Origin of the sequence: Shewanella submarina (assembly GCF_042646185.1) — a bacterium.
In the GTDB taxonomy this organism is placed as follows: domain Bacteria; phylum Pseudomonadota; class Gammaproteobacteria; order Enterobacterales; family Shewanellaceae; genus Shewanella; species Shewanella corallii.
This window is the reverse complement of record NZ_JBHRTD010000001.1, coordinates 366,311-383,620: the sequence shown is the minus strand read 5'-3', so window position 1 is coordinate 383,620 and position 17,310 is coordinate 366,311. Positions and strand designations below refer to the sequence as shown.

Below are 17,310 nucleotides of genomic sequence, written 5' to 3'. Positions count from 1 at the left end.
CGGTTTAAACCCGGGTAAAATCAATAACCGCTGGCGTCCTTATCGGGAGAGAATCGCTCACCCGGTACCCTAAATACATTGGAGAGCATGCTACCATCCGCTCGTAACTCCAGCAAACGATAGCCCGGCTGCAGCGCATCCAGAGCGAAATAATCAGACTGAGGTTTAAATTGAATGCAGGTGGATGGCGTCGCCATCAGCTGAATGTCGTGATTGCGCCCGGAATAGATCTGATCCAGCTGCTGATGGATATGCCCCCAAAGCACACCTTTGACCTGAGGAATTTCAGCCATTCGCTGCATAAACTCATCACCATTGGCCAGGCAATGCTGGTCCAGCCAGGCGCACCCCGCCAAAATCGGATTATGGTGCATCACCAGCAGAGTGTGATGCTCAGGACAGGCTGCCACCGCTTGCTCAATCAAGTTAAACTCAGACTCAACAAGATGCCCGCCCGGTTTACCGTATACGGTGGAATCCAACAGAATAATCTGCCAGTCACCGGCCAGAATACGTTGATGACCATATATCTGCTCCCCCTGCATATTCAGGTGCATGACTCTGGGATCATCATGATTACCGGGCAGGTAATGGCAAGGCAGATTTAACGGCTCAATCGCCTTGACGAAATTACGATAAGACTGAGGAGAGTAATCCTGACTGATGTCCCCCGTCGCCAACAGAAAATGGGCGGGGTAGCGGCAAGCGGCAATAGTATCAACCACAGCATTAAGGCTGTTGGCGGTATTCACCCCCAACAGTTGACCTTCATCATCGGCGAACAGGTGTGGATCAGTTACCTGAACCAAACGCACACTTTCACCGGCAGCAATGGAATAAGAGATAGCCTCTTGCAGCATTAATCATCCCGAACGTCAGGACAGGCAAACCCGGGTTGCCTGTCGGCCAATCTTTAACAGCTCCTCCAGGAAAACATTGACCTGGTACTTCTCATCGCGCTGATACATACGCATATTGGGATAATCATACACTGCCTTAAAATTTGAAATCTGCTGGCCACTTAACACTTCTGCTAATTTAGCGTCGTGGTAGACCCTGACAAGAATTCTTGGAGCAGGAATGATTTTACACACCTCAGATGGCCGGGAGATCTCCAACAACTGGGTGTAAGGAGTGTTTTCCAGCAGCGCCAAATCCAGAATGCCGAAACCACCCTCTACCCGCCATTTGTCTCCCTGGCCACCATCTTCGGGCAACAGGTTAACGATATGGGCATAGTTGCGTCCACACAGAGATAAAAAGGAGGACACATTTGGCTGATATCTTGGCGTCTCGATAACTCTACTCACTCTTACTGACTAACAAATTTTGATAGTTTAATTGTAACCACTGCAAACCGATCAGGGTGGAAGCATTATCTATTCTTCCCGCCTGCAGAGCATTATACGCATCCTGCCTGTCCATCACTACCACGCGAATATCCTCATGCTCTTCGTCCAGACCATGCAGGCCACGGGCTTTATCGGCATCCACAGTGGCAAGGTAACCATAGAACCTTTCGGTACTGCCGCCGGGGCTTGCCAGATAGCTGTTAATGGGCTGCAAAGACAGGGCTTCGATTCCCACTTCCTCGATCAGTTCCCGACGAGCGACATCTTCAGGGGTCTCTCCCTCTTCAATCATGCCTGCTACCAGCTCCAGCAACCAGGGATTATCACAGGTTTCCAGCGCAGGAAATCTCAGCTGCTCAATCAATACCACCTTGTCTTGTACAGGGTCATAGGGCAGTACCACCACAGCATGGCCCCGCTCAAACACCTCCCGGCTGACAACATCGCTCCAGCCTCCGGCAAATAAACGATGGCGAAAACGGTACAGGTTCATTTTGAAAAAGCCCTGATACAGTGGCTTTGTCTCAATGATCTCAACATCATCCCTGCCAAACAGCTTGTTACTCATGAGTTTTCTCCACGCCTGTTCATTCCGGTTCGAAGCAATATTTGCCAGCTGTTATCCCTGTTTCCGGCTCGGAATCTCAGGGCTTTTTTGCCAATAATATCAATCCGGTTACACTGTCCGGTAAAATAAAATTGGTTACACTTGAAATTTGACTTGAATTCGGTTGATTTCTTAGTATCTAAACAATTAACTTTACACAGTATTGGGAAGCGTCGGGAAGCGCGAACCGGCTGGTATATTTTTGACATGCCTGCCTCACTCCATTCTACCAATTTGTATCCCCTCCCACGGGGATTTTGTCTTAAGAAAGGACAGCCAATGAAATTCAGAATTCGTTCTCTTTGCGCCGCAATGACACTTGCCGCAGCGAGCTCTGCGGTACATGCAGAAGACCTGCTGCAGATCTATCAGCAGGCTCTGACCAACGACCCTGTAGTGCTGCAGGCTCAGGCTCAACGTAATTCCCTGTACGAAAAGATTGAAGAAACCCGTGCTCCCCTGTTACCCAGTTTGAGTGCCAGCGTTGGTTACGGCAAATCCTGGACAGATCAGAACAATGATACCCGTGGTGTCTTCGACTCTGATGGTTTCAACGGCAGCCTGACACTTAACCAGCTGATTTACGATCACAGCGCCTGGGTTGGCCTGGATCTGGCTGAACTGGCCGCTTCTCAAGCTGACGCCAGTTACGCTTCCTCTCTGCAGGGACTGATTATCCGTGTGACCACAGCCTATTTCGATGTACTGAGTGCTCAGGACGCATTGGAATTCCAAAAGGCAGAGGTTGCCGCCATTGGCCGCCAGCTGGAACAGACCAAGCAGCGTTTTGCCGTGGGTCTGACAGCAATTACCGATGTTCACGAAGCTCAGGCTCAGTATGACCTGGCCCGAGCTCAGGAAATTCAGGCTGAAAACACAGTACAAAACAGCTATCAGGCACTGCAGGAGATCACTGGTCTGCCATATGACCAGCTGGCAGTACTGGACACTCAGCGCTTCTCAGCCAGCATGCCGGCTCCTGCCAGCTCATCAGAGTGGCTGAAATTAGCGGAAGACAGCTCACTGGATCTGTTGGTGCAGCGTATCGCCAAAGATATCGCCAATGAGCAGATCGCGCTGGCCAAAGCCGGACACATGCCATCTGTAGGTCTGCAGGCAGGTTACACTTCTCAGTTTGAGCGCAGTGACAATCTGAACGATGTGGGCACTGGTAATGTAGCGCTGAATGTGAGCATCCCAATTTTTCAGGGCTTCAAAGTCAGCTCTCAGGTTAATCAGGCCCAGTATGACTATGTGGCTGCCAGTGAGAAACTGGAACAGACACACAGAGGCGTATCCAAGGATATCCGCAATAACTTCAACAATGTAGCTGCATCTATCAGCTCTATTAAAGCCTATGAGCAGACTGTAATCTCCTCCGAGAGTGCACTGAAAGCAACCCAGGCTGGTTTTGAAGTAGGTACCCGTACCATTGTTGATGTACTGAACAGCACCCGTAACCTGTACAACTCCAAGCGTCAGCTGTCTGATGCCCGCTATGCTTACATCCAGTCAGTAATGGCACTGAAGCAGGCTGCCGGCACACTGACCGAAGAAGATGTCGTTATGATTAACCAGGGTCTGACCGAAGCCGCTGCATCTCAGCAGCCATAACCCAGGTTTAGCAAGTACAAAAAAACCGCCTCCAGGGCGGTTTTTTTATGTCTGAAAACCGACAATTAAAAATCGATTTCCACACCGGCAAAGAAGCCATCAAACTTCATATTGGAAGTCAGGCCGGAGAAGTTGTTGGCATCGAAGTTAAACTCGCGATAACCGGCGCGAACCCTGGTGTCCAGCGCAATGCCGTCAAACTGCCAGCCGAGGCCCAGCTGATAGTCATACACCTTGGACTCATCCAGACCAGCCATCACATCGGCAAAACCGAACAGACCAAGACCTGGAATGCCAACCATAGCGCTGGCATAACCCATCACTACACCATCATCCAGATCGATCTCGGTAGGCAGGTTGTTCATGCTGACCATGTAGCTGCCATGCATCTGCTTGTATGCGCCACCCACGTCCAGAGACACCAGATCATTGTCCAGCAGCTCGTAGTAAAGGATAAAGTCAGTGTTGCTCAAATCAGCTTCTGAAAACACATCCCCAGTGAACTGCTTGCCACCAAAAGTGAAATCAGCCCCTGTCATGGAGCCGTTTTCCTTCAAACGGTTTTCACGAATTGCCACATTAGGCACAAAAGGGATTGGGTGTTCAAGCGATACCCAGATGCTGCCCTGAGTAGAAGAGTCATAATCAAACTCCTGTTGTGGATTACCACTTTGGGCAAAAGTGCCGGAAGTATCAGCAGCCCAGAAATCAGCTCCCAGCTTAAAACCCAGCAGAGTATCTGCCTGAGCAGACGACGCCATCAGCCCCATCAGCACGGAGCCAGCCAACCATGTCTTTTTCATAATTATCCCTGAGATAACAAGTTAGTTAAGTCAATTACCGCCGCATTGGCTCGGGAGATGTAGTTCGCCATCACCAAAGAGTGATTGGCTACCAAACCAAATCCACTGCCATTGAGGATCATTGGGCTCCATACCGGTTGCTGGGTCGCTTCCAGCTCACGGATAATCTGCCGCAAACTAACCTCGGCGTTCTTCTTTTCCAGTACATCGGCGAAATCTACTTCAATCGCCTTCATAAAATTCAACAGAGCCCAGGACGCGCCCCGGGCTTCGTAGAACACATCATCAATCTTCCACCAACTGGTCTTCACCGACTGCTGAGACAAACCTGGGGTCGATTGACGGGCAGCTGAGTCGCCTGCCAAATCTGTGTTAATTCGCTCCTGCCCTACGCTGGCTGACAACTGTTGTGACATACTGCCAAGACGCTTTTGCACCTCTTTCAGCCACTCATTCAGATTATCTGCACGGGCATAAAACTGGGCGTCTGTATTGGCGGGATCAGCAATCCTGGCTCTGTACATCTCCAATAAGACGACCGCATCCGCGTATTCACTTTCAGCTTTTGGCACCAACCAACTGGTGTGGTCGATATTCAGCTTGGAATGAGCATCCAGCAGGTCCTTATCTGCCGCACTTTGAGACTGAGAACGGCTGAACTCTTTACGCATAACCAAGGCTAAATCTCTGGCCTGCTCAAGGGCTCCGAACTCAAATGCTTTCATATTATCCATGAAGAGTGTCGGCGGCATGACATCATTGGATTGCCAGCCTCCGGGCTTATTCATCAGGGTATCCATTGTGTCAATCAGCGCGGTAGTGGTAGCGTAACCGACAACAGGCTTACCCGAGTTATTGGTCAGGGTTTGTGGCTCCAGTGCATCCGGCTCAATACTCCACCAGATGCTGACGATATAAAGCAGCAGTGCGACACCGACCAGTACACCGGCCACCGGTTTCCAGGCAATTTTCATCTTGGTTTTCCTCAGTGATGGTGATGATGGTGATGATTCTGGCTGGCCCCCTTACGAACCGGCAGGGAGATAAGCTGTTCACTTTCATCGGCAAAAATCAGTGTCAGCCCAACCTCTTCACCCTCTTTCAATGGCTGGGTCAGCCCCAACAACATAATATGGTCGCCCGATGGAGCCAGCACTAACTCGCCCTCTGCAGGCAAGCTGAACTCTGACACCTGGCGCATCTTTACCATACCCTGCTCTTCTATCAGGGTATGCAGCTGGGCTTCTTGTGCGGCCTGGGTCCGGACACCCACCAAAACTTTGGCTTTACCCGGGTTTTTCAGGGTCATATAGGCGGCGCTGTTTGGAACCGTGGGAGGCATGGCTCTGACAAATCCATCGTCAACCTGCACCTCTTGCGCCAGTGAAAAGGCCGAAAAACAGGCCAAAATGGCACCAAACAGCTGTTTGAATATTAACTTCAATGTCATAAACTCCATTGAGAGCCCAAAGTCGATACAAGGATCAACCCATGAGCAATATCGAGGTAAAGGATGACAAAGGTGTTCGCATCATCCGCTTTAATCGGCCGGACAAGCGCAATGCTCTGACGCTTGATATGTATCGGCAGTTGACAGAATACCTTATCGAAGGTGAGGCAGACAACGGCATCAGGGCTTTTCTGATTTGTGGTGAAAACCACTGTTTTACTTCTGGAAACGACATTAAGGATTTCCTCTCCAATGGTGAGCTGGGTGCAACCCACCCCGCGGTCCGTTTTCTGTTTTGTCTGCTTGAGCTGAAAAAGCCCATGGTCGCCGCCGTCAGTGGTGCTGCTGTAGGTATAGGTACCACTTTGTTGCTGCACTGCGACCTTGTCTATGCAGACGAAAGCGCCCAGTTCCAACTTCCCTTTGTTAATCTGGCTTTGGTCCCGGAGGCCGGTGCCAGCATGCTGTTGCCGCAATTGGTGGGTTATCAGAAAGCTGCAGAACTTTTGTTGTTGGGCGAACCATTCGACGCCAACACAGCCAAACAGTTGGGCATGATCAATGGTGTCATTGCTCAGAGGGAGTTGTTTGAACATGCCCTGGCAGTGAGCCTCAAACTCGCTGACAAACCGGCCAGTGCCGTGCAGTTGACTAAAAAACTGATGAAGGTAAATCGAAATAAGCTGCAGCATCAGATGTACCTCGAATTGGAACATTTCAGCAGTCAGTTAAAGAGTGAAGAAGCCAGAGAAAGATTTCAGGCCTTTTTAGGAAAGAGCCAATAGTGGCTTAGTGACTTTGCTGCTCAGTATGGGCAGCTAATACCAATACAGCAAGTACCAATACCAGGGGAAGCCAGAGCAGGGATAATCCCCAATATAAAATAGCCAGGGTGGCCAATATCGCCAGGCAAGGGACTATCAGCGTCATGCTGACGGCGATGACCAGGGCCAGCAGTAACGCCAGTGCTATGCCTGCCAGCAGTATAACGCTCTGCCCCAGGTATCCACCAAGCTGCCAATCCTGATCCAGGTGGATTGTCCACGTCCAATGACTGTCTGAGATTCCCCACCAGGTGCAAAGCACCAATGCCGTCATTATGACAATCCACTTATGATTGTTCTTCTTTAACTTCATGCCCTGTACCTTACAGATGTCTTCGCCATGGTGCCTGCCAGTGACATACCAGGAAGGCCGCGATAACAAAGCTGATGACCGGAAGTAACCAAAGCAGTGCTATGGTCTGCATTGAGATCCACATCTGTTACTCCGGCTTCTGAGTTGTCAGGATGACAGCCTCTTCTGTGTCTTCTTCGGACTTGGTAGCAGCTACCTGGCCTTCAAGGTCAGTCATCGCTTCAGCTACCTGCAGACGCAGAGATAAAACCAGTTCCTGACGTGCAGATTGCAGCATTTGTTGAGTCTGAGTGCTGATGACCTGTTCAATCTGACCGGTAAGGTCTGACAGCTCAACAGCCTGTGCTTCTGAAGTGGTTGCCATAGTTGCAGTTGAAGTCAGGGCAGCGGCAACGATGATAGATTTGAATTGAGTGGTAAACATAATAAATCCCTCTGATTGTGTTGAATGACACAGAGGGTATTTCAAGGCTTGTGCCAACTTTTAAAAAATAAATACAAGATACTGTTTTATAAAAACTTATCTACTTTTAAAAGGAGGGGTAAGGAAAAAACTGAAAGGAGAAGGTAAATCGGCAGTTGGTGAAAAACACTACAGATGTTGTATTTTTCACCAACAGATAACGCTGACGATTATACGGCCTGCAAAGCCGCTTGCTGCTGCATCTTTTCCAGCGCATCCAGCACTACCTGTACCGTCGCACCTGGCTTATGAGCATTTTCACTCAGGTGACGTCGCCAGGCTCTCGACCCCGGCAGTCCCTGGTACAAGCCTATGATATGACGGGTGATATGGTTCAAACGCCCGCCATCAGCCAGATGTTTCTCGATATAAGGAATCATTTTCCCGATAACCTCCTCCCTGCTCAATACAGGCAGAGAGTGACCACAGAGCTCGTTGTCCACCCGGGACAGAATATAGGGATTCTGATATGCCTCACGTCCCACCATGACTCCATCCAGGTGCAGCAGATGTTCCTGGGCCTGCTCAATACTGGTAACACCACCATTGATGGAAATATGCAGATCCGGGTAATCCTGCTTCAACTGATACACACGAGGATAATCCAGCGGTGGGATCTCACGGTTTTCTTTTGGACTCAACCCCTGCAGCCAGGCTTTACGCGCATGCACAATAAAGGTGTCACAGCCAACACCTTTAACGGTATCGATAAATTGGGTCAGGAACTCATAGCTGTCCTGATCATCGATACCAATACGGGTTTTCACAGTGACCGGAATATCTACCACCTGACGCATTGCATCGACACAGTTTGCCACCAACGCAGCCTCGCCCATCAAACAGGCACCGAACATGCCGTTTTGCACCCGATCTGAGGGACAGCCCACATTCAGGTTGACCTCATCATAGCCGTACTCCTGCGCTTTTTTGGCACAGGCCGCCAGGTCTGCGGGGTTTGAACCGCCCAGCTGCAAAGCCAATGGGTGTTCTTCACTGTTATAAGCCAGGTAGTCCCCCTTACCGTGCAGAATTGCCCCAGTAGTTACCATTTCGGTATACAGCAACGCCTCAGAAGACATGAGTCGGGCAAAGTAACGGTAATGACGATCAGTCCAATCCAGCATTGGAGCAACAGAAAAGCGGCGATTGGTCGCTGTAATCTTTTGGGACTGACTCAGTTCAGAAACAGACATTCAGGTAAACCTTGGGTTGGACAGGACACTGGGTGTCGGAACAAAGGCGGAATTATACACTGCCACAGGGGCTCAGTGCCATGTCACGACATAGGCCCCATGAGGTTTTGAAACTATTCAGTAAGTTTGAATATTTTCGCCTAAGCTTATCAATACTCGTTGCTGCAGGTTCAGGACTAATGCCTGGATCCGGAAAGGGGAAATTTCACGCTCTATGAACGTTCAATTTATCAATCCATTTCTTGATTCTTTTCTTAATGTTATCGGCACTATGGCCACCATCACCCTGACGCCGGGAAAACCTATGCTGAAAGAGGATGAATTGGCCAAAGGGGATGTATCAGGGTTGATAGGCATGGTAGGCGAGCAGGCGAAAGGCTCTCTGTCTTTGACCTTTGAGAAGCGACTGGCACTCAAAGTGATGGAAAATATGCTGGGAGAGGCCCCCAACTCAATCGACGAAGAGGTGACGGATATGGTGGGCGAGCTCACCAATATGGTGTCAGGCGGCGCGAAGAAGTCTCTTGGAGAGCAAGGTTTTGAATTTGATATGGCCACCCCGGTTGTGGTGGCCGGCCCAGAGCATCATATTTCCCATGTCAGCAGCGGCAAGAAGATTATCATTCCCTTCAATAGCCTCTACGGCAGAGCCTTTATAGAGATCTGCTTCGAAGAATAGCCTGTTTAGAAGGGCTGACTGACCATCACCCAGAACTGGCTGGACTCGGCGCTAACTCCAAACTCTGCCCTTACCACGACGCTTTCGACCTCAAACCGGGCGCCGGCCCCAACAGACCATTCCATCTCTTCATGTAAAGCCGAAGCAGAGAAATGATCGGCAACCTTGCCCGCTTCGGCAAATACCACCCATTGCCACCAGGGCACATCATAAAGATTGAATACAGGCAGTTCCTGCAGGGGTTGCCAGTGAGGCTGTACACGATACTCCAGAGTGTAAAGCACTGCGCTGCGACCGTTAAAGCGCCTTGCGCTGTAGCCCCTCAGCCGTTCAAAACCGCCAAGAGAGATACCGGCAAAGTCCGGCGGCCTGTGATATTCGCCGTCAGTCTGGCTATTCCAGCCCGGCGTATCAGCCAAATAGAAGTTGGCCGCAATAATCTGTTGCCGGAACAGGTCATTCTTACCCACAGAGAAGAACAGGCTCTGCTCAAACTCCCAGGTATTCCAATCCTGACTGCCGTCAGCTTCAACGCCGTGACGCAGCTTCAACATGGTTTGTCCACCCTGGGTACTGTTACGGCCATTATCCCTGTTGTCCCAGTCCAGCAGCAGCTCTACACCTCTGGCATATTGGGGCAATGAGTCAGTTTGCTGTAGGTGTCGGGACTGCATAAAAGGCGTAAAGCGGATACTAGTCGTTCCCGACTCCAGCGGATTCCAGCTAACGTCCTGACGTGGCCGCATCGATGCCACAGCGCCCTGGCTTCCCCAGCCTATTGGCAACACATACTCAGCATGAAACTTGGCAAATCGCTCTTCGCCCCGGGTAATGGTTTTGGCATCATTGCCAACGGCATCCGGTAAGTAGTAAACCCCTTCCTGAAACAGGCCCTGATAGTATTCGCCACTGAACAGCCATTGCTCCAGTCCGGGCAATTGGTAGTTGTTAACGCCCAGGTACCCCACCCAACTCTCATTGGTGGTATACAAACCAAAACCAAACAGGCTGGCCTGCGGCTGACCGGCATGCTTAAGGACAGCTGCACCACCAAAGGCTGTGCTCAGATTCTCACTGGAGAAAACAAAGGGAACGGCCGCAAATTCCGGCTCAGGCATTTTGGACTGGGACGACTGCCCAGCCACGACTCCCGCGCTGACAAACGCCAACACGGTTAAGAGAACTCTGGTTTTTATTATCATTATTTCCAACTTCCACACACAAAAAAACGGCAGAGACTCTCTGCCGTTTCATGATTCTATCTGTCGCTGCCTGACTGGCAGCTTAATCAGAGTTCAAGACACACTGCCACTCTGGGGGTTAGCTTGGTCATTAACTCATAGGCAATAGTGCCAATATGTTCAGCGACCTCCTCTACCGGTAGAGCTTCGCCCCACAGCAGCACATCATCGCCCACAACATCAGTGGCATCCGGGCCCAAATCCACAGTCAGCATATCCATGGACACCCGGCCCACCACAGGTACCCTGCGGCCATTGATCCAAACAGGTGTGCCTTCCGGCGCATTGCGCGGGTAACCATCACCATAGCCAATAGCGACTACGCCCAGACGGGTATCGCGGTCCGCATGCCAGTATCCGCCATAGCCCACGGGCTGACCAGATTTGTGCTCCCGAACTGAGATCAGGCGCGACTTGAGATCCATCGCAGGTTTCAAACCATGGTTGGTACCCAGGTCGCCGGTCACAGGAGAGATACCGTAAAGGGCTATGCCCGGACGGATCCAGTCTCTGCGACTGTCCGGCCAGAACAGAGCACCGGCGGAATTGGCAATAGAGCGCTCGCCAATCAAGCCTGACGTCAGCGTATCGAACACCTTGAGCTGATACCCTGTGTAATCCTGCTCTGGCTCATCAGCGCGGGAAAAATGTGTCATCAGATGCACAGGTTTAGCCACATTTGGACAAGCCAACAGACGCTGATACACAGATTCAAACTGCTCAGCCACAAAGCCAAGCCTGTGCATACCCGAGTCTACTTTCATCCACACTGTGACCGGCTTATCCAGTTGTGCCTGCTCCAGCATCTCCAGCTGAGACTCGTGGTGTACAACGGTGTCGATGCCATGAGTCACCAGCAAGGGCAGATCTTCGGCCCGAAAGAAGCCCTCCAACAAAAGCAGTTTGGCCTTAACACCGCCTTCACGCAGCGCCAGCGCCTCTTCAAGTCGGGCAAGGCCGAAGCCGTCAGCTTTACCATCCAGGTGGCCAGCGACATTAAGCAGCCCATGACCATAGGCATTGGCTTTAACCACAGCAAGCACCTTGCTTGCCGGAGCCAGGACTTTAAGTCTGCTCAGGTTATGGGTCAGTGCGCCAAGACGGATCTCGGCTCGGGGAAAAGGTTTCAAAAACGCACCCTGTAATAAATGATTGGGCTTTGCAGCGATTAATCTTCTTCAAATACCAGAGGACCGGCATAGTTGTCGAAGCGGGAGAAGTGACCCTGGAAGGTCAAACGCACACGACCAATTGGGCCGTTACGCTGCTTACCGATAATGATTTCAGCCGTTCCCTTGTCAGAAGAGTCATCGTTATACACCTCATCACGATAAATAAACATGATGAGGTCGGCATCCTGCTCGATAGAGCCGGATTCACGGAGATCCGAGTTTACCGGACGTTTATCGGCGCGTTGTTCAAGCGAGCGGTTAAGCTGGGACAGAGCAATCACTGGAATTTCCAGCTCTTTGGCCAGCGCCTTGAGAGAGCGGGAGATTTCGGCAATCTCCAAAGTACGGTTATCTGCCAGAGCCGGCACCTGCATCAGCTGCAAGTAGTCGACCATGATCATAGACAGGCCGCCGTACTCGCGGGCAATACGACGGGCACGGCTGCGCACTTCTGTTGGCGTCAGACCAGAGCTGTCATCGATATACATCTTGCCCTGCTCCAGCATGAGTCCCATGGTGGAGGAAACGCGGGCCCAGTCGTCGTCATCCAACTGACCGGTACGGATCTTGGTTTGGTCAACCCGGCCCAGAGAGGCCAGCATACGCATCATGATCTGTTCCGAGGGCATCTCAAGACTGAAGATAAGCACAGGCTTGTCTTCATTCATGGCAGCCTGCTCACACAGGTTCATGGCGAAGGTGGTTTTACCCATGGAAGGACGGGCCGCCACGATAATCAGGTCACCGGACTGGAAACCGGCAGTCATACCATCCAGGTCCTGGAAGCCACTGGATACTCCGGTCACACCATTGTGTGGGTTGTTATACAGCTGCTCAATACGGTCGACTGTCTTTTCCAGAATCGACTTAATACCTTCAGGACCGCTTTCGGCACTGTTGGCTCTTTGCTCAGCAATCTTAAATACCTTGGTTTCAGCAAAGTCGAGCAAAGCGCTCGAGTCGCGGCCTTCCGGGTTATAACCTGAGTCAGCGATCTCCTGGGCAACCCGGATCAGCTCGCGGACGACCGCACGCTCGCGCACGATTTCTGCGTAGGAAACAATGTTGCCGGCACTTGGGGTGTTCTTGGCAATCTCACCCAAATAGGCAAAGCCACCGGCATCTTCCAGCTCGTTTTCCAGCTCCAGCTGCTCAGACACTGTCACCAAATCGATAGGCTGACCAGATTCAACCAGTTTCTCCATGGAGGAGAAGATCATTCTGTGGGAGCGGGAATAGAAGTCTTCCCGGACGATAGCCTCTGCGACCTTATCCCATGCTTCAGTGTCCAACATCAGACCACCCAACACAGACTGCTCCGCCTCCAGCGAATGTGGAGGCAGCTTCAGGGCTTCAACCTGAGGATCCCTGGGTTTCTTTTTGGCCTTAAATGCACCTTGCTGAGACATTGACGCTCCCGATTACAACAGCATTACAAATATGATATAAACCCACAGGCCTTACACCTGTGGATTACAAAAAACTTTCCGTTTGCCCTACAAAACTGACATAAAAATCAACAATAAGGAATGAACATGCGTAACGCATTGGTCGCAGCCCTGATGCTGTCATCCGGCGCCGCCCTCGCCGATGAGGGACAATGGCAACCCTACCAAATGCCTGCCATTGCAGACAAACTGAAGCAGAGAGGGATAGATATCCCGGCACAGCAACTGGCTGACCTGAGTCAGTATCCGATGAATGCGGTAGTAGGACTGGGGTATTGTACCGCCAGTTTTGTGTCTCCTAAAGGCTTAGTTGTCACCAATCATCACTGTGCCTACCGCGCCATCCAGTACAACACGAAACCTGAACACAATTATCTGGAGCTTGGCTTCCTGGCAAGCACTTTGGATAAGGAGCCCAGCGCAGGTCCGAATGAGCGCCTCTATGTGACTGAAGCCGTCACTGACGTTACCGCTAAAGTCACCGCCAACCTGCCAACAGAGCCCCTGGCCCGCTATGAAGCCATTGAAGCCAACAAGAAAGCCTTGATCAAAGAGTGCGAGGCCGATGACAACTATCGCTGCTCGGTTCGCAGCTTCCACAATGGCCTGGAATATTATCTGATCAAACAGTTGATCATCCGCGACGTGCGCCTGGTATACGCACCACCGGAAAGCGTTGGCGGCTATGGCGGTGATATCGATAACTTTGAGTTCCCCCGCCACAGTGGTGACTTCACCTTCCTGCGCGCCTATGTGGGCAAAGATGGCAAACCTGCTCCTTACTCAGAAGACAACGTCCCCTATGTGCCCAAGAGCTACCTCAAGGTAAATGCTGATGGCGTCAAAGCCGGTGACGGCGTGTTTGTCGCGGGCTACCCGGGCTCAACCAGCCGCTACCGCCTGACGTCAGAGCTGGAGTTTGCCTCTGATTGGCTGTATCCGGTTCTGGCCGACAGATACCAGCGTCAAATAGATACCATTGAAGCCATGGGTGCCGACAATGAAGATATCAGTATCAAGTACGCAGGTACCCTGGCGGGTAATGCCAACCGTATGAAGAAACTGAATGGTCTGCTGGACGGCTTCCGTGCCACTGACATTGCCGGTATCAAGCAATCCAGAGAAGATGCCTTTGTCGATTGGCTCAAACAGAGCCCGGCAATGAACCCTAAGCTGGTACAGGAACTCGAGACCCTGATTGCTGAAAACCAGGAGGCTATTCAAACCAGCTTCTACTTCAAGAATGCCCAGTCCAGCACCTTGCTGAATGCTGCCAATCGTCTGTATCGACTGGCGAAAGAGAAGCAGAAACCGGATGCGCAGCGGGAGTCTGGTTATCAAGAGCGGGATATGAAGCTGTTTGAGGCCAGCCTCAAGCGTATTAATCGCAGCTTCGAGCAATCAGTGGATAAAACCCTGTGGTTGCAGGATATCCAGGCTTATCAGGGCCAATCCCATAAAGTCGCGGTACTGGATGAACTGCTGACCTACGACAACCACGCTTCACTGCAAGACAAGATCGCTGGTATGTACTCACTGACGGGATTAACCGACGCCGACACACGTCTGCAGTGGATGGATAAGTCACCGCAAGATTTCGAAAACAGCGCCGATCCTTTTATCCGTTTGGCTGTCGCCCTGTACGATGAAAACATGGCGCTGGAGAAAGCGGAAAAAGAACTGGCAGGCAGACTGTCCATGGCACGCCCTGACTATATGGCCGCAGTGATCGATTACTATAAAGCCAATGATTGGCCGGTATATCCGGATGCCAACGGCACTCTGCGTATCACCTATGGCATGGTGGATGGCTATCAGTCCCGTGACGCCCTGTACAAACAGCCCTTTACTCGCCTTGAAGGTATCACCGCCAAGCATACAGGTGTAGAGCCTTTCAATGCACCGCAAAAGGTCCTGGATGCCATTGCCAAAGGCGATATGGATGAGCATAAGGTAGAGTCTGTGTACGCGGATGGCCGCGGCTTGATTTGTCGCCTGTTCTCCTGCCTGGATAAGCCGGAGGAGTTCAACTCAGTGCCGGTTAACTTCCTCTCCAGCGTGGATACGACAGGTGGCAACTCGGGCTCACCGGTTTTCAACGGTAAAGGCGAGCTTGTAGGTCTTAACTTTGATTCCACCTATGAAGCCATTACCAAGGACTGGTTCTTTAACCCCACCATCACCCGCGCAGTGCACGTAGATATCCGCTACGTACTCTGGATGATGGACAAGGTGGATAACGCTCAGAACCTGATTGAAGAGCTGGATCTGGTCAGGGACTAAGCCCCCCAAATGACAAAACCAGCCTGCGGGCTGGTTTTTTATAGCCTGATTCAAATTTCAGACATAAAAAAACACCGCCGGTCGGCGGTGTTTTTCAAAACCAATCGTAATTAGGCTTCTGCAACAACAGAAACTTTAACGATAGCTTTAACTTCAGTGTGCAGGGCAACTTCAACTTCGAACTCACCAGTAGTGCGCAGAGCACCGTGTGGCAGACGAACTTCAGCTTTGCTCAGCTCAACGCCAGCAGCAGTAACTGCATCAGCGATGTCGCGAGTACCTACAGAACCAAACAGTTTGCCTTCGTCACCAGCTTTAGAAGCGATTACAACAGCTTCCAGAGCAGCGATCTTCTCAGCGCGCTCGTTGGCAGCACCCAGTTCAGCAGCCATTTTGGCTTCCAGTTCAGCGCGGCGAGCTTCGAACACTTCAGTGTTAGCAGCGTTAGCTACAACTGCTTTGCCTTTAGGCAGCAGGTAGTTACGAGCGTAGCCAGCTTTAACAGAAACTTGGTCACCCAGGTTGCCCAGGTTAGCGATTTTATCAAGCAGAATAACGTTCATTATCAATTCCTCTAGCTAGAACAGTGCCGATTACTGATGCAGATCAGTGTATGGCAGCAGTGACAGATAACGAGCACGCTTGATAGCGCGAGCCAGCTGACGCTGATACTTTGCAGAAGTACCAGTGATGCGGCTAGGAACGATCTTGCCACTCTCAGTGATGTAGTTCTTCAGAGTAGCAACATCTTTGTAATCGATCTCAGTAACACCTTCAGCGGTGAAACGGCAGAACTTGCGACGACGGAAATAACGTGCCATTTTGACAGTCTCCTAAGTTTTCAATTCGACATTTTCAGCGTGGACAATCAAACGGTTTTGACCGTTTCGACTCTGCTGCAGGGCAATAAACCCTTCAACTTCAACTTCCACACCGGCTTTCAGTTTGTCTGTTACGCCTTTAAAGCGATCACCACTCAATACCACCTGAATCTGACAGTACACATTCCTCAGCATGTCTGCTTCGAAGCGTTGAGACCTATGCTCAATTGTGAGTACGCAATGCGCGATACCCGCAGGACTGTCAAATTGTCTGGACCTAAGAATGTGCCCAGACAGCACCAGGCGATTGGTGGTCACAGATAAACTTACTCAGCAGATTCTTCAGCGTTTTCTTTAACTTCTTCAGTAGCTTTTTCAGCGGCAGCTGCACGACGTGAATCACGCTCGTCTTTTGCCTTAGCCATTGGAGAAGCTTCAGTGATGGCAGCTTTAGTGCGCATAACCATGCTACGCAGAACAGCGTCGTTGAAACGGAAAGCAGTCTCCAGCTCTTCGATAGACTCAGCAGTAGCTTCTACGTTCATCAGAATGTAGTGAGCCTTGTGCAGGTCTTGAATTGGGTAAGCCAGTTGACGACGACCCCAGTCTTCCATACGGTGAATGGTGCCATTCGCTTCAGTGATGATACCAGTGTAACGTTCAATCATACCTGGTACTTGTTCACTCTGATCTGGGTGAACCATGAATACGATTTCGTAATGACGCATTTATTGCTCCTTACGGGTTTGTAGCCTCGGTATTGGCTCAGTCAGACCAAATGGAGGCAAGGAACGAGAAAGTGACTGATTAAGGCGCGTGATAGTACATAAACCCGACAGGAAACTCAATAGCCTGCAGCATTTTCCCCGCAGATTCCCACATCCGTCACTCCCACTATTATCTAAGCAGGTAAAAAACATCAGGAAGTGTGGAACAAAATCTTTGTTTTACAAGAAGCTGGTGAACATTCAATAACTCAGCCCCAGTGACAGGCCGCTACAGCCTTGCGCTACACCGCATTCTTTGTATGATGTAGGGCGTCAAATC

Annotated in this window: 20 protein-coding genes; 4 read left to right on the top strand and 16 right to left on the bottom strand. The window is 50.9% G+C overall.

Features of this window, described 5'->3' with window-relative positions; translation table 11 throughout:
- Positions 1–20: 20 nt before the first annotated feature.
- Genes cpdA through nudF form a run of 3 tightly spaced genes read right to left on the bottom strand, consistent with a single transcriptional unit; the run spans position 21 to position 1,920 of the window.
- Complete coding sequence (gene cpdA, locus ACFOE0_RS01785) at positions 21–860, bottom strand: 3',5'-cyclic-AMP phosphodiesterase (protein ID WP_248936692.1); 840 nt, start codon at positions 858–860, stop codon at positions 21–23.
- A gap of 15 nt (positions 861–875) precedes the next feature.
- A complete protein-coding gene (locus ACFOE0_RS01780; protein ID WP_248936691.1) occupies positions 876–1,310 on the bottom strand; it encodes a DUF1249 domain-containing protein in 435 nt (144 codons plus the stop codon).
- Entirely contained in the window at positions 1,303–1,920 is a 618-nt protein-coding gene (gene nudF / locus ACFOE0_RS01775; protein WP_248936690.1) for an ADP-ribose diphosphatase, read from the bottom strand. Before nudF ends, ACFOE0_RS01780 begins: the two co-directional genes overlap by 8 nt.
- Before the next feature lie 318 nt (positions 1,921–2,238).
- On the opposite strand from nudF, the gene tolC reads away from it, so the two are divergent.
- A complete protein-coding gene (tolC, locus tag ACFOE0_RS01770) occupies positions 2,239–3,573 on the top strand; it encodes an outer membrane channel protein TolC (RefSeq protein WP_248936689.1) in 1,335 nt (444 codons plus the stop codon).
- A 65-nt stretch (positions 3,574–3,638) separates the two neighbouring features.
- On the opposite strand, the gene ACFOE0_RS01765 is transcribed toward tolC, so the two are convergent.
- From ACFOE0_RS01765 to ACFOE0_RS01755, 3 genes are read right to left on the bottom strand one after another with little or no spacing between them, the layout of a single operon-like run.
- Entirely contained in the window at positions 3,639–4,376 is a 738-nt protein-coding gene (locus ACFOE0_RS01765; protein WP_115137154.1) for a TIGR04219 family outer membrane beta-barrel protein, read from the bottom strand.
- Positions 4,377–4,378: 2 nt separating this feature from the next.
- Positions 4,379–5,350: a DUF2333 family protein gene (locus ACFOE0_RS01760; RefSeq protein WP_248936688.1), complete on the bottom strand. Its 972-nt coding sequence runs from the start codon at positions 5,348–5,350 to the stop codon at positions 4,379–4,381.
- Between the two features lie 11 nt (positions 5,351–5,361).
- Positions 5,362–5,835, bottom strand: coding sequence for a copper chaperone PCu(A)C (locus ACFOE0_RS01755; RefSeq protein ID WP_248936687.1), 474 nt, complete (start codon positions 5,833–5,835; stop codon positions 5,362–5,364).
- 32 nt (positions 5,836–5,867) lie between these two features.
- Here ACFOE0_RS01755 and ACFOE0_RS01750 point away from each other — a divergent pair, with 32 nt between their 5' ends.
- On the top strand, positions 5,868–6,611 hold the full coding sequence (locus ACFOE0_RS01750) for an enoyl-CoA hydratase (RefSeq protein WP_248936686.1): 744 nt from the start codon (positions 5,868–5,870) through the stop codon (positions 6,609–6,611).
- A gap of 4 nt (positions 6,612–6,615) precedes the next feature.
- Here ACFOE0_RS01750 and ACFOE0_RS01745 read toward each other — a convergent pair whose 3' ends face one another.
- From ACFOE0_RS01745 to dusA, 3 genes are all read right to left on the bottom strand, one after another.
- Positions 6,616–6,963, bottom strand: a complete 348-nt coding sequence (locus ACFOE0_RS01745) for a hypothetical protein (protein WP_115137158.1) — start codon at positions 6,961–6,963, stop codon at positions 6,616–6,618.
- Between the two features lie 127 nt (positions 6,964–7,090).
- Positions 7,091–7,387: a hypothetical protein gene (locus ACFOE0_RS01740; RefSeq protein ID WP_248936685.1), complete on the bottom strand. Its 297-nt coding sequence runs from the start codon at positions 7,385–7,387 to the stop codon at positions 7,091–7,093.
- Between the two features lie 209 nt (positions 7,388–7,596).
- A complete protein-coding gene (gene dusA, locus ACFOE0_RS01735; RefSeq protein WP_248936684.1) occupies positions 7,597–8,619 on the bottom strand; it encodes a tRNA dihydrouridine(20/20a) synthase DusA in 1,023 nt (340 codons plus the stop codon).
- Positions 8,620–8,833: 214 nt separating this feature from the next.
- On the opposite strand from dusA, the gene ACFOE0_RS01730 reads away from it, so the two are divergent.
- Entirely contained in the window at positions 8,834–9,298 is a 465-nt protein-coding gene (locus tag ACFOE0_RS01730; protein WP_248936683.1) for a chemotaxis protein CheX, read from the top strand.
- 5 nt (positions 9,299–9,303) lie between these two features.
- On the opposite strand, the gene ACFOE0_RS01725 is transcribed toward ACFOE0_RS01730, so the two are convergent.
- From ACFOE0_RS01725 to dnaB, 3 genes are all read right to left on the bottom strand, one after another.
- Positions 9,304–10,500: a hypothetical protein gene (locus tag ACFOE0_RS01725; RefSeq protein WP_248936682.1), complete on the bottom strand. Its 1,197-nt coding sequence runs from the start codon at positions 10,498–10,500 to the stop codon at positions 9,304–9,306.
- Between the two features lie 86 nt (positions 10,501–10,586).
- Complete coding sequence (alr, locus tag ACFOE0_RS01720; RefSeq protein ID WP_115137163.1) at positions 10,587–11,669, bottom strand: alanine racemase; 1,083 nt, start codon at positions 11,667–11,669, stop codon at positions 10,587–10,589.
- Positions 11,670–11,707: 38 nt separating this feature from the next.
- Complete coding sequence (dnaB, locus tag ACFOE0_RS01715) at positions 11,708–13,120, bottom strand: replicative DNA helicase (RefSeq protein ID WP_115137164.1); 1,413 nt, start codon at positions 13,118–13,120, stop codon at positions 11,708–11,710.
- A gap of 126 nt (positions 13,121–13,246) precedes the next feature.
- On the opposite strand from dnaB, the gene ACFOE0_RS01710 reads away from it, so the two are divergent.
- Positions 13,247–15,442 carry a S46 family peptidase gene (locus ACFOE0_RS01710; RefSeq protein ID WP_248936681.1) on the top strand — a complete coding sequence of 732 codons (2,196 nt, stop codon included), beginning with the start codon at positions 13,247–13,249 and terminating at the stop codon, positions 15,440–15,442.
- Positions 15,443–15,552: 110 nt separating this feature from the next.
- Here the strand turns inward: ACFOE0_RS01710 and rplI are convergent, their stop codons facing one another.
- The 4 genes from rplI to rpsF are packed head-to-tail and all read right to left on the bottom strand — an operon-like array spanning position 15,553 to position 16,991.
- Positions 15,553–16,005, bottom strand: coding sequence for a 50S ribosomal protein L9 (gene rplI / locus ACFOE0_RS01705; RefSeq protein ID WP_248936680.1), 453 nt, complete (start codon positions 16,003–16,005; stop codon positions 15,553–15,555).
- 30 nt (positions 16,006–16,035) lie between these two features.
- Entirely contained in the window at positions 16,036–16,263 is a 228-nt protein-coding gene (gene rpsR, locus ACFOE0_RS01700; RefSeq protein WP_025821562.1) for a 30S ribosomal protein S18, read from the bottom strand.
- Between the two features lie 12 nt (positions 16,264–16,275).
- Positions 16,276–16,581, bottom strand: coding sequence for a primosomal replication protein N (priB, locus tag ACFOE0_RS01695; protein WP_248936679.1), 306 nt, complete (start codon positions 16,579–16,581; stop codon positions 16,276–16,278).
- A gap of 8 nt (positions 16,582–16,589) precedes the next feature.
- Positions 16,590–16,991 (bottom strand): 30S ribosomal protein S6, encoded by a 402-nt coding sequence (rpsF, locus tag ACFOE0_RS01690; protein ID WP_115137168.1) that lies wholly within the window; start codon positions 16,989–16,991, stop codon positions 16,590–16,592.
- Positions 16,992–17,310 lie beyond the last annotated feature (319 nt).

Excerpts from the sequence above, each read along its gene's own strand:
- ACFOE0_RS01740 (WP_248936685.1), bottom strand. The coding sequence starts at position 7,387 with ATGTTTACCACTCAATTCAAATCTATCATCGTTGCCGCTGCCCTGACT.
- cpdA (WP_248936692.1), bottom strand. The coding sequence starts at position 860 with ATGCTGCAAGAGGCTATCTCTTATTCCATTGCTGCCGGTGAAAGTGTG.
- rpsR (WP_025821562.1), bottom strand. The coding sequence starts at position 16,263 with ATGGCACGTTATTTCCGTCGTCGCAAGTTCTGCCGTTTCACCGCTGAA.
- ACFOE0_RS01725 (WP_248936682.1), bottom strand. The coding sequence starts at position 10,500 with ATGATAATAAAAACCAGAGTTCTCTTAACCGTGTTGGCGTTTGTCAGC.
- ACFOE0_RS01730 (WP_248936683.1), top strand. The coding sequence starts at position 8,834 with ATGAACGTTCAATTTATCAATCCATTTCTTGATTCTTTTCTTAATGTT.
- rplI (WP_248936680.1), bottom strand. The coding sequence starts at position 16,005 with ATGAACGTTATTCTGCTTGATAAAATCGCTAACCTGGGCAACCTGGGT.
- dnaB (WP_115137164.1), bottom strand. The coding sequence starts at position 13,120 with ATGTCTCAGCAAGGTGCATTTAAGGCCAAAAAGAAACCCAGGGATCCT.
- ACFOE0_RS01750 (WP_248936686.1), top strand. The coding sequence starts at position 5,868 with ATGAGCAATATCGAGGTAAAGGATGACAAAGGTGTTCGCATCATCCGC.
- nudF (WP_248936690.1), bottom strand. The coding sequence starts at position 1,920 with ATGAGTAACAAGCTGTTTGGCAGGGATGATGTTGAGATCATTGAGACA.
- ACFOE0_RS01760 (WP_248936688.1), bottom strand. The coding sequence starts at position 5,350 with ATGAAAATTGCCTGGAAACCGGTGGCCGGTGTACTGGTCGGTGTCGCA.
- ACFOE0_RS01745 (WP_115137158.1), bottom strand. The coding sequence starts at position 6,963 with ATGAAGTTAAAGAAGAACAATCATAAGTGGATTGTCATAATGACGGCA.
- rpsF (WP_115137168.1), bottom strand. The coding sequence starts at position 16,991 with ATGCGTCATTACGAAATCGTATTCATGGTTCACCCAGATCAGAGTGAA.
- ACFOE0_RS01765 (WP_115137154.1), bottom strand. The coding sequence starts at position 4,376 with ATGAAAAAGACATGGTTGGCTGGCTCCGTGCTGATGGGGCTGATGGCG.
- ACFOE0_RS01755 (WP_248936687.1), bottom strand. The coding sequence starts at position 5,835 with ATGGAGTTTATGACATTGAAGTTAATATTCAAACAGCTGTTTGGTGCC.
- dusA (WP_248936684.1), bottom strand. The coding sequence starts at position 8,619 with ATGTCTGTTTCTGAACTGAGTCAGTCCCAAAAGATTACAGCGACCAAT.
- tolC (WP_248936689.1), top strand. The coding sequence starts at position 2,239 with ATGAAATTCAGAATTCGTTCTCTTTGCGCCGCAATGACACTTGCCGCA.
- ACFOE0_RS01710 (WP_248936681.1), top strand. The coding sequence starts at position 13,247 with ATGCGTAACGCATTGGTCGCAGCCCTGATGCTGTCATCCGGCGCCGCC.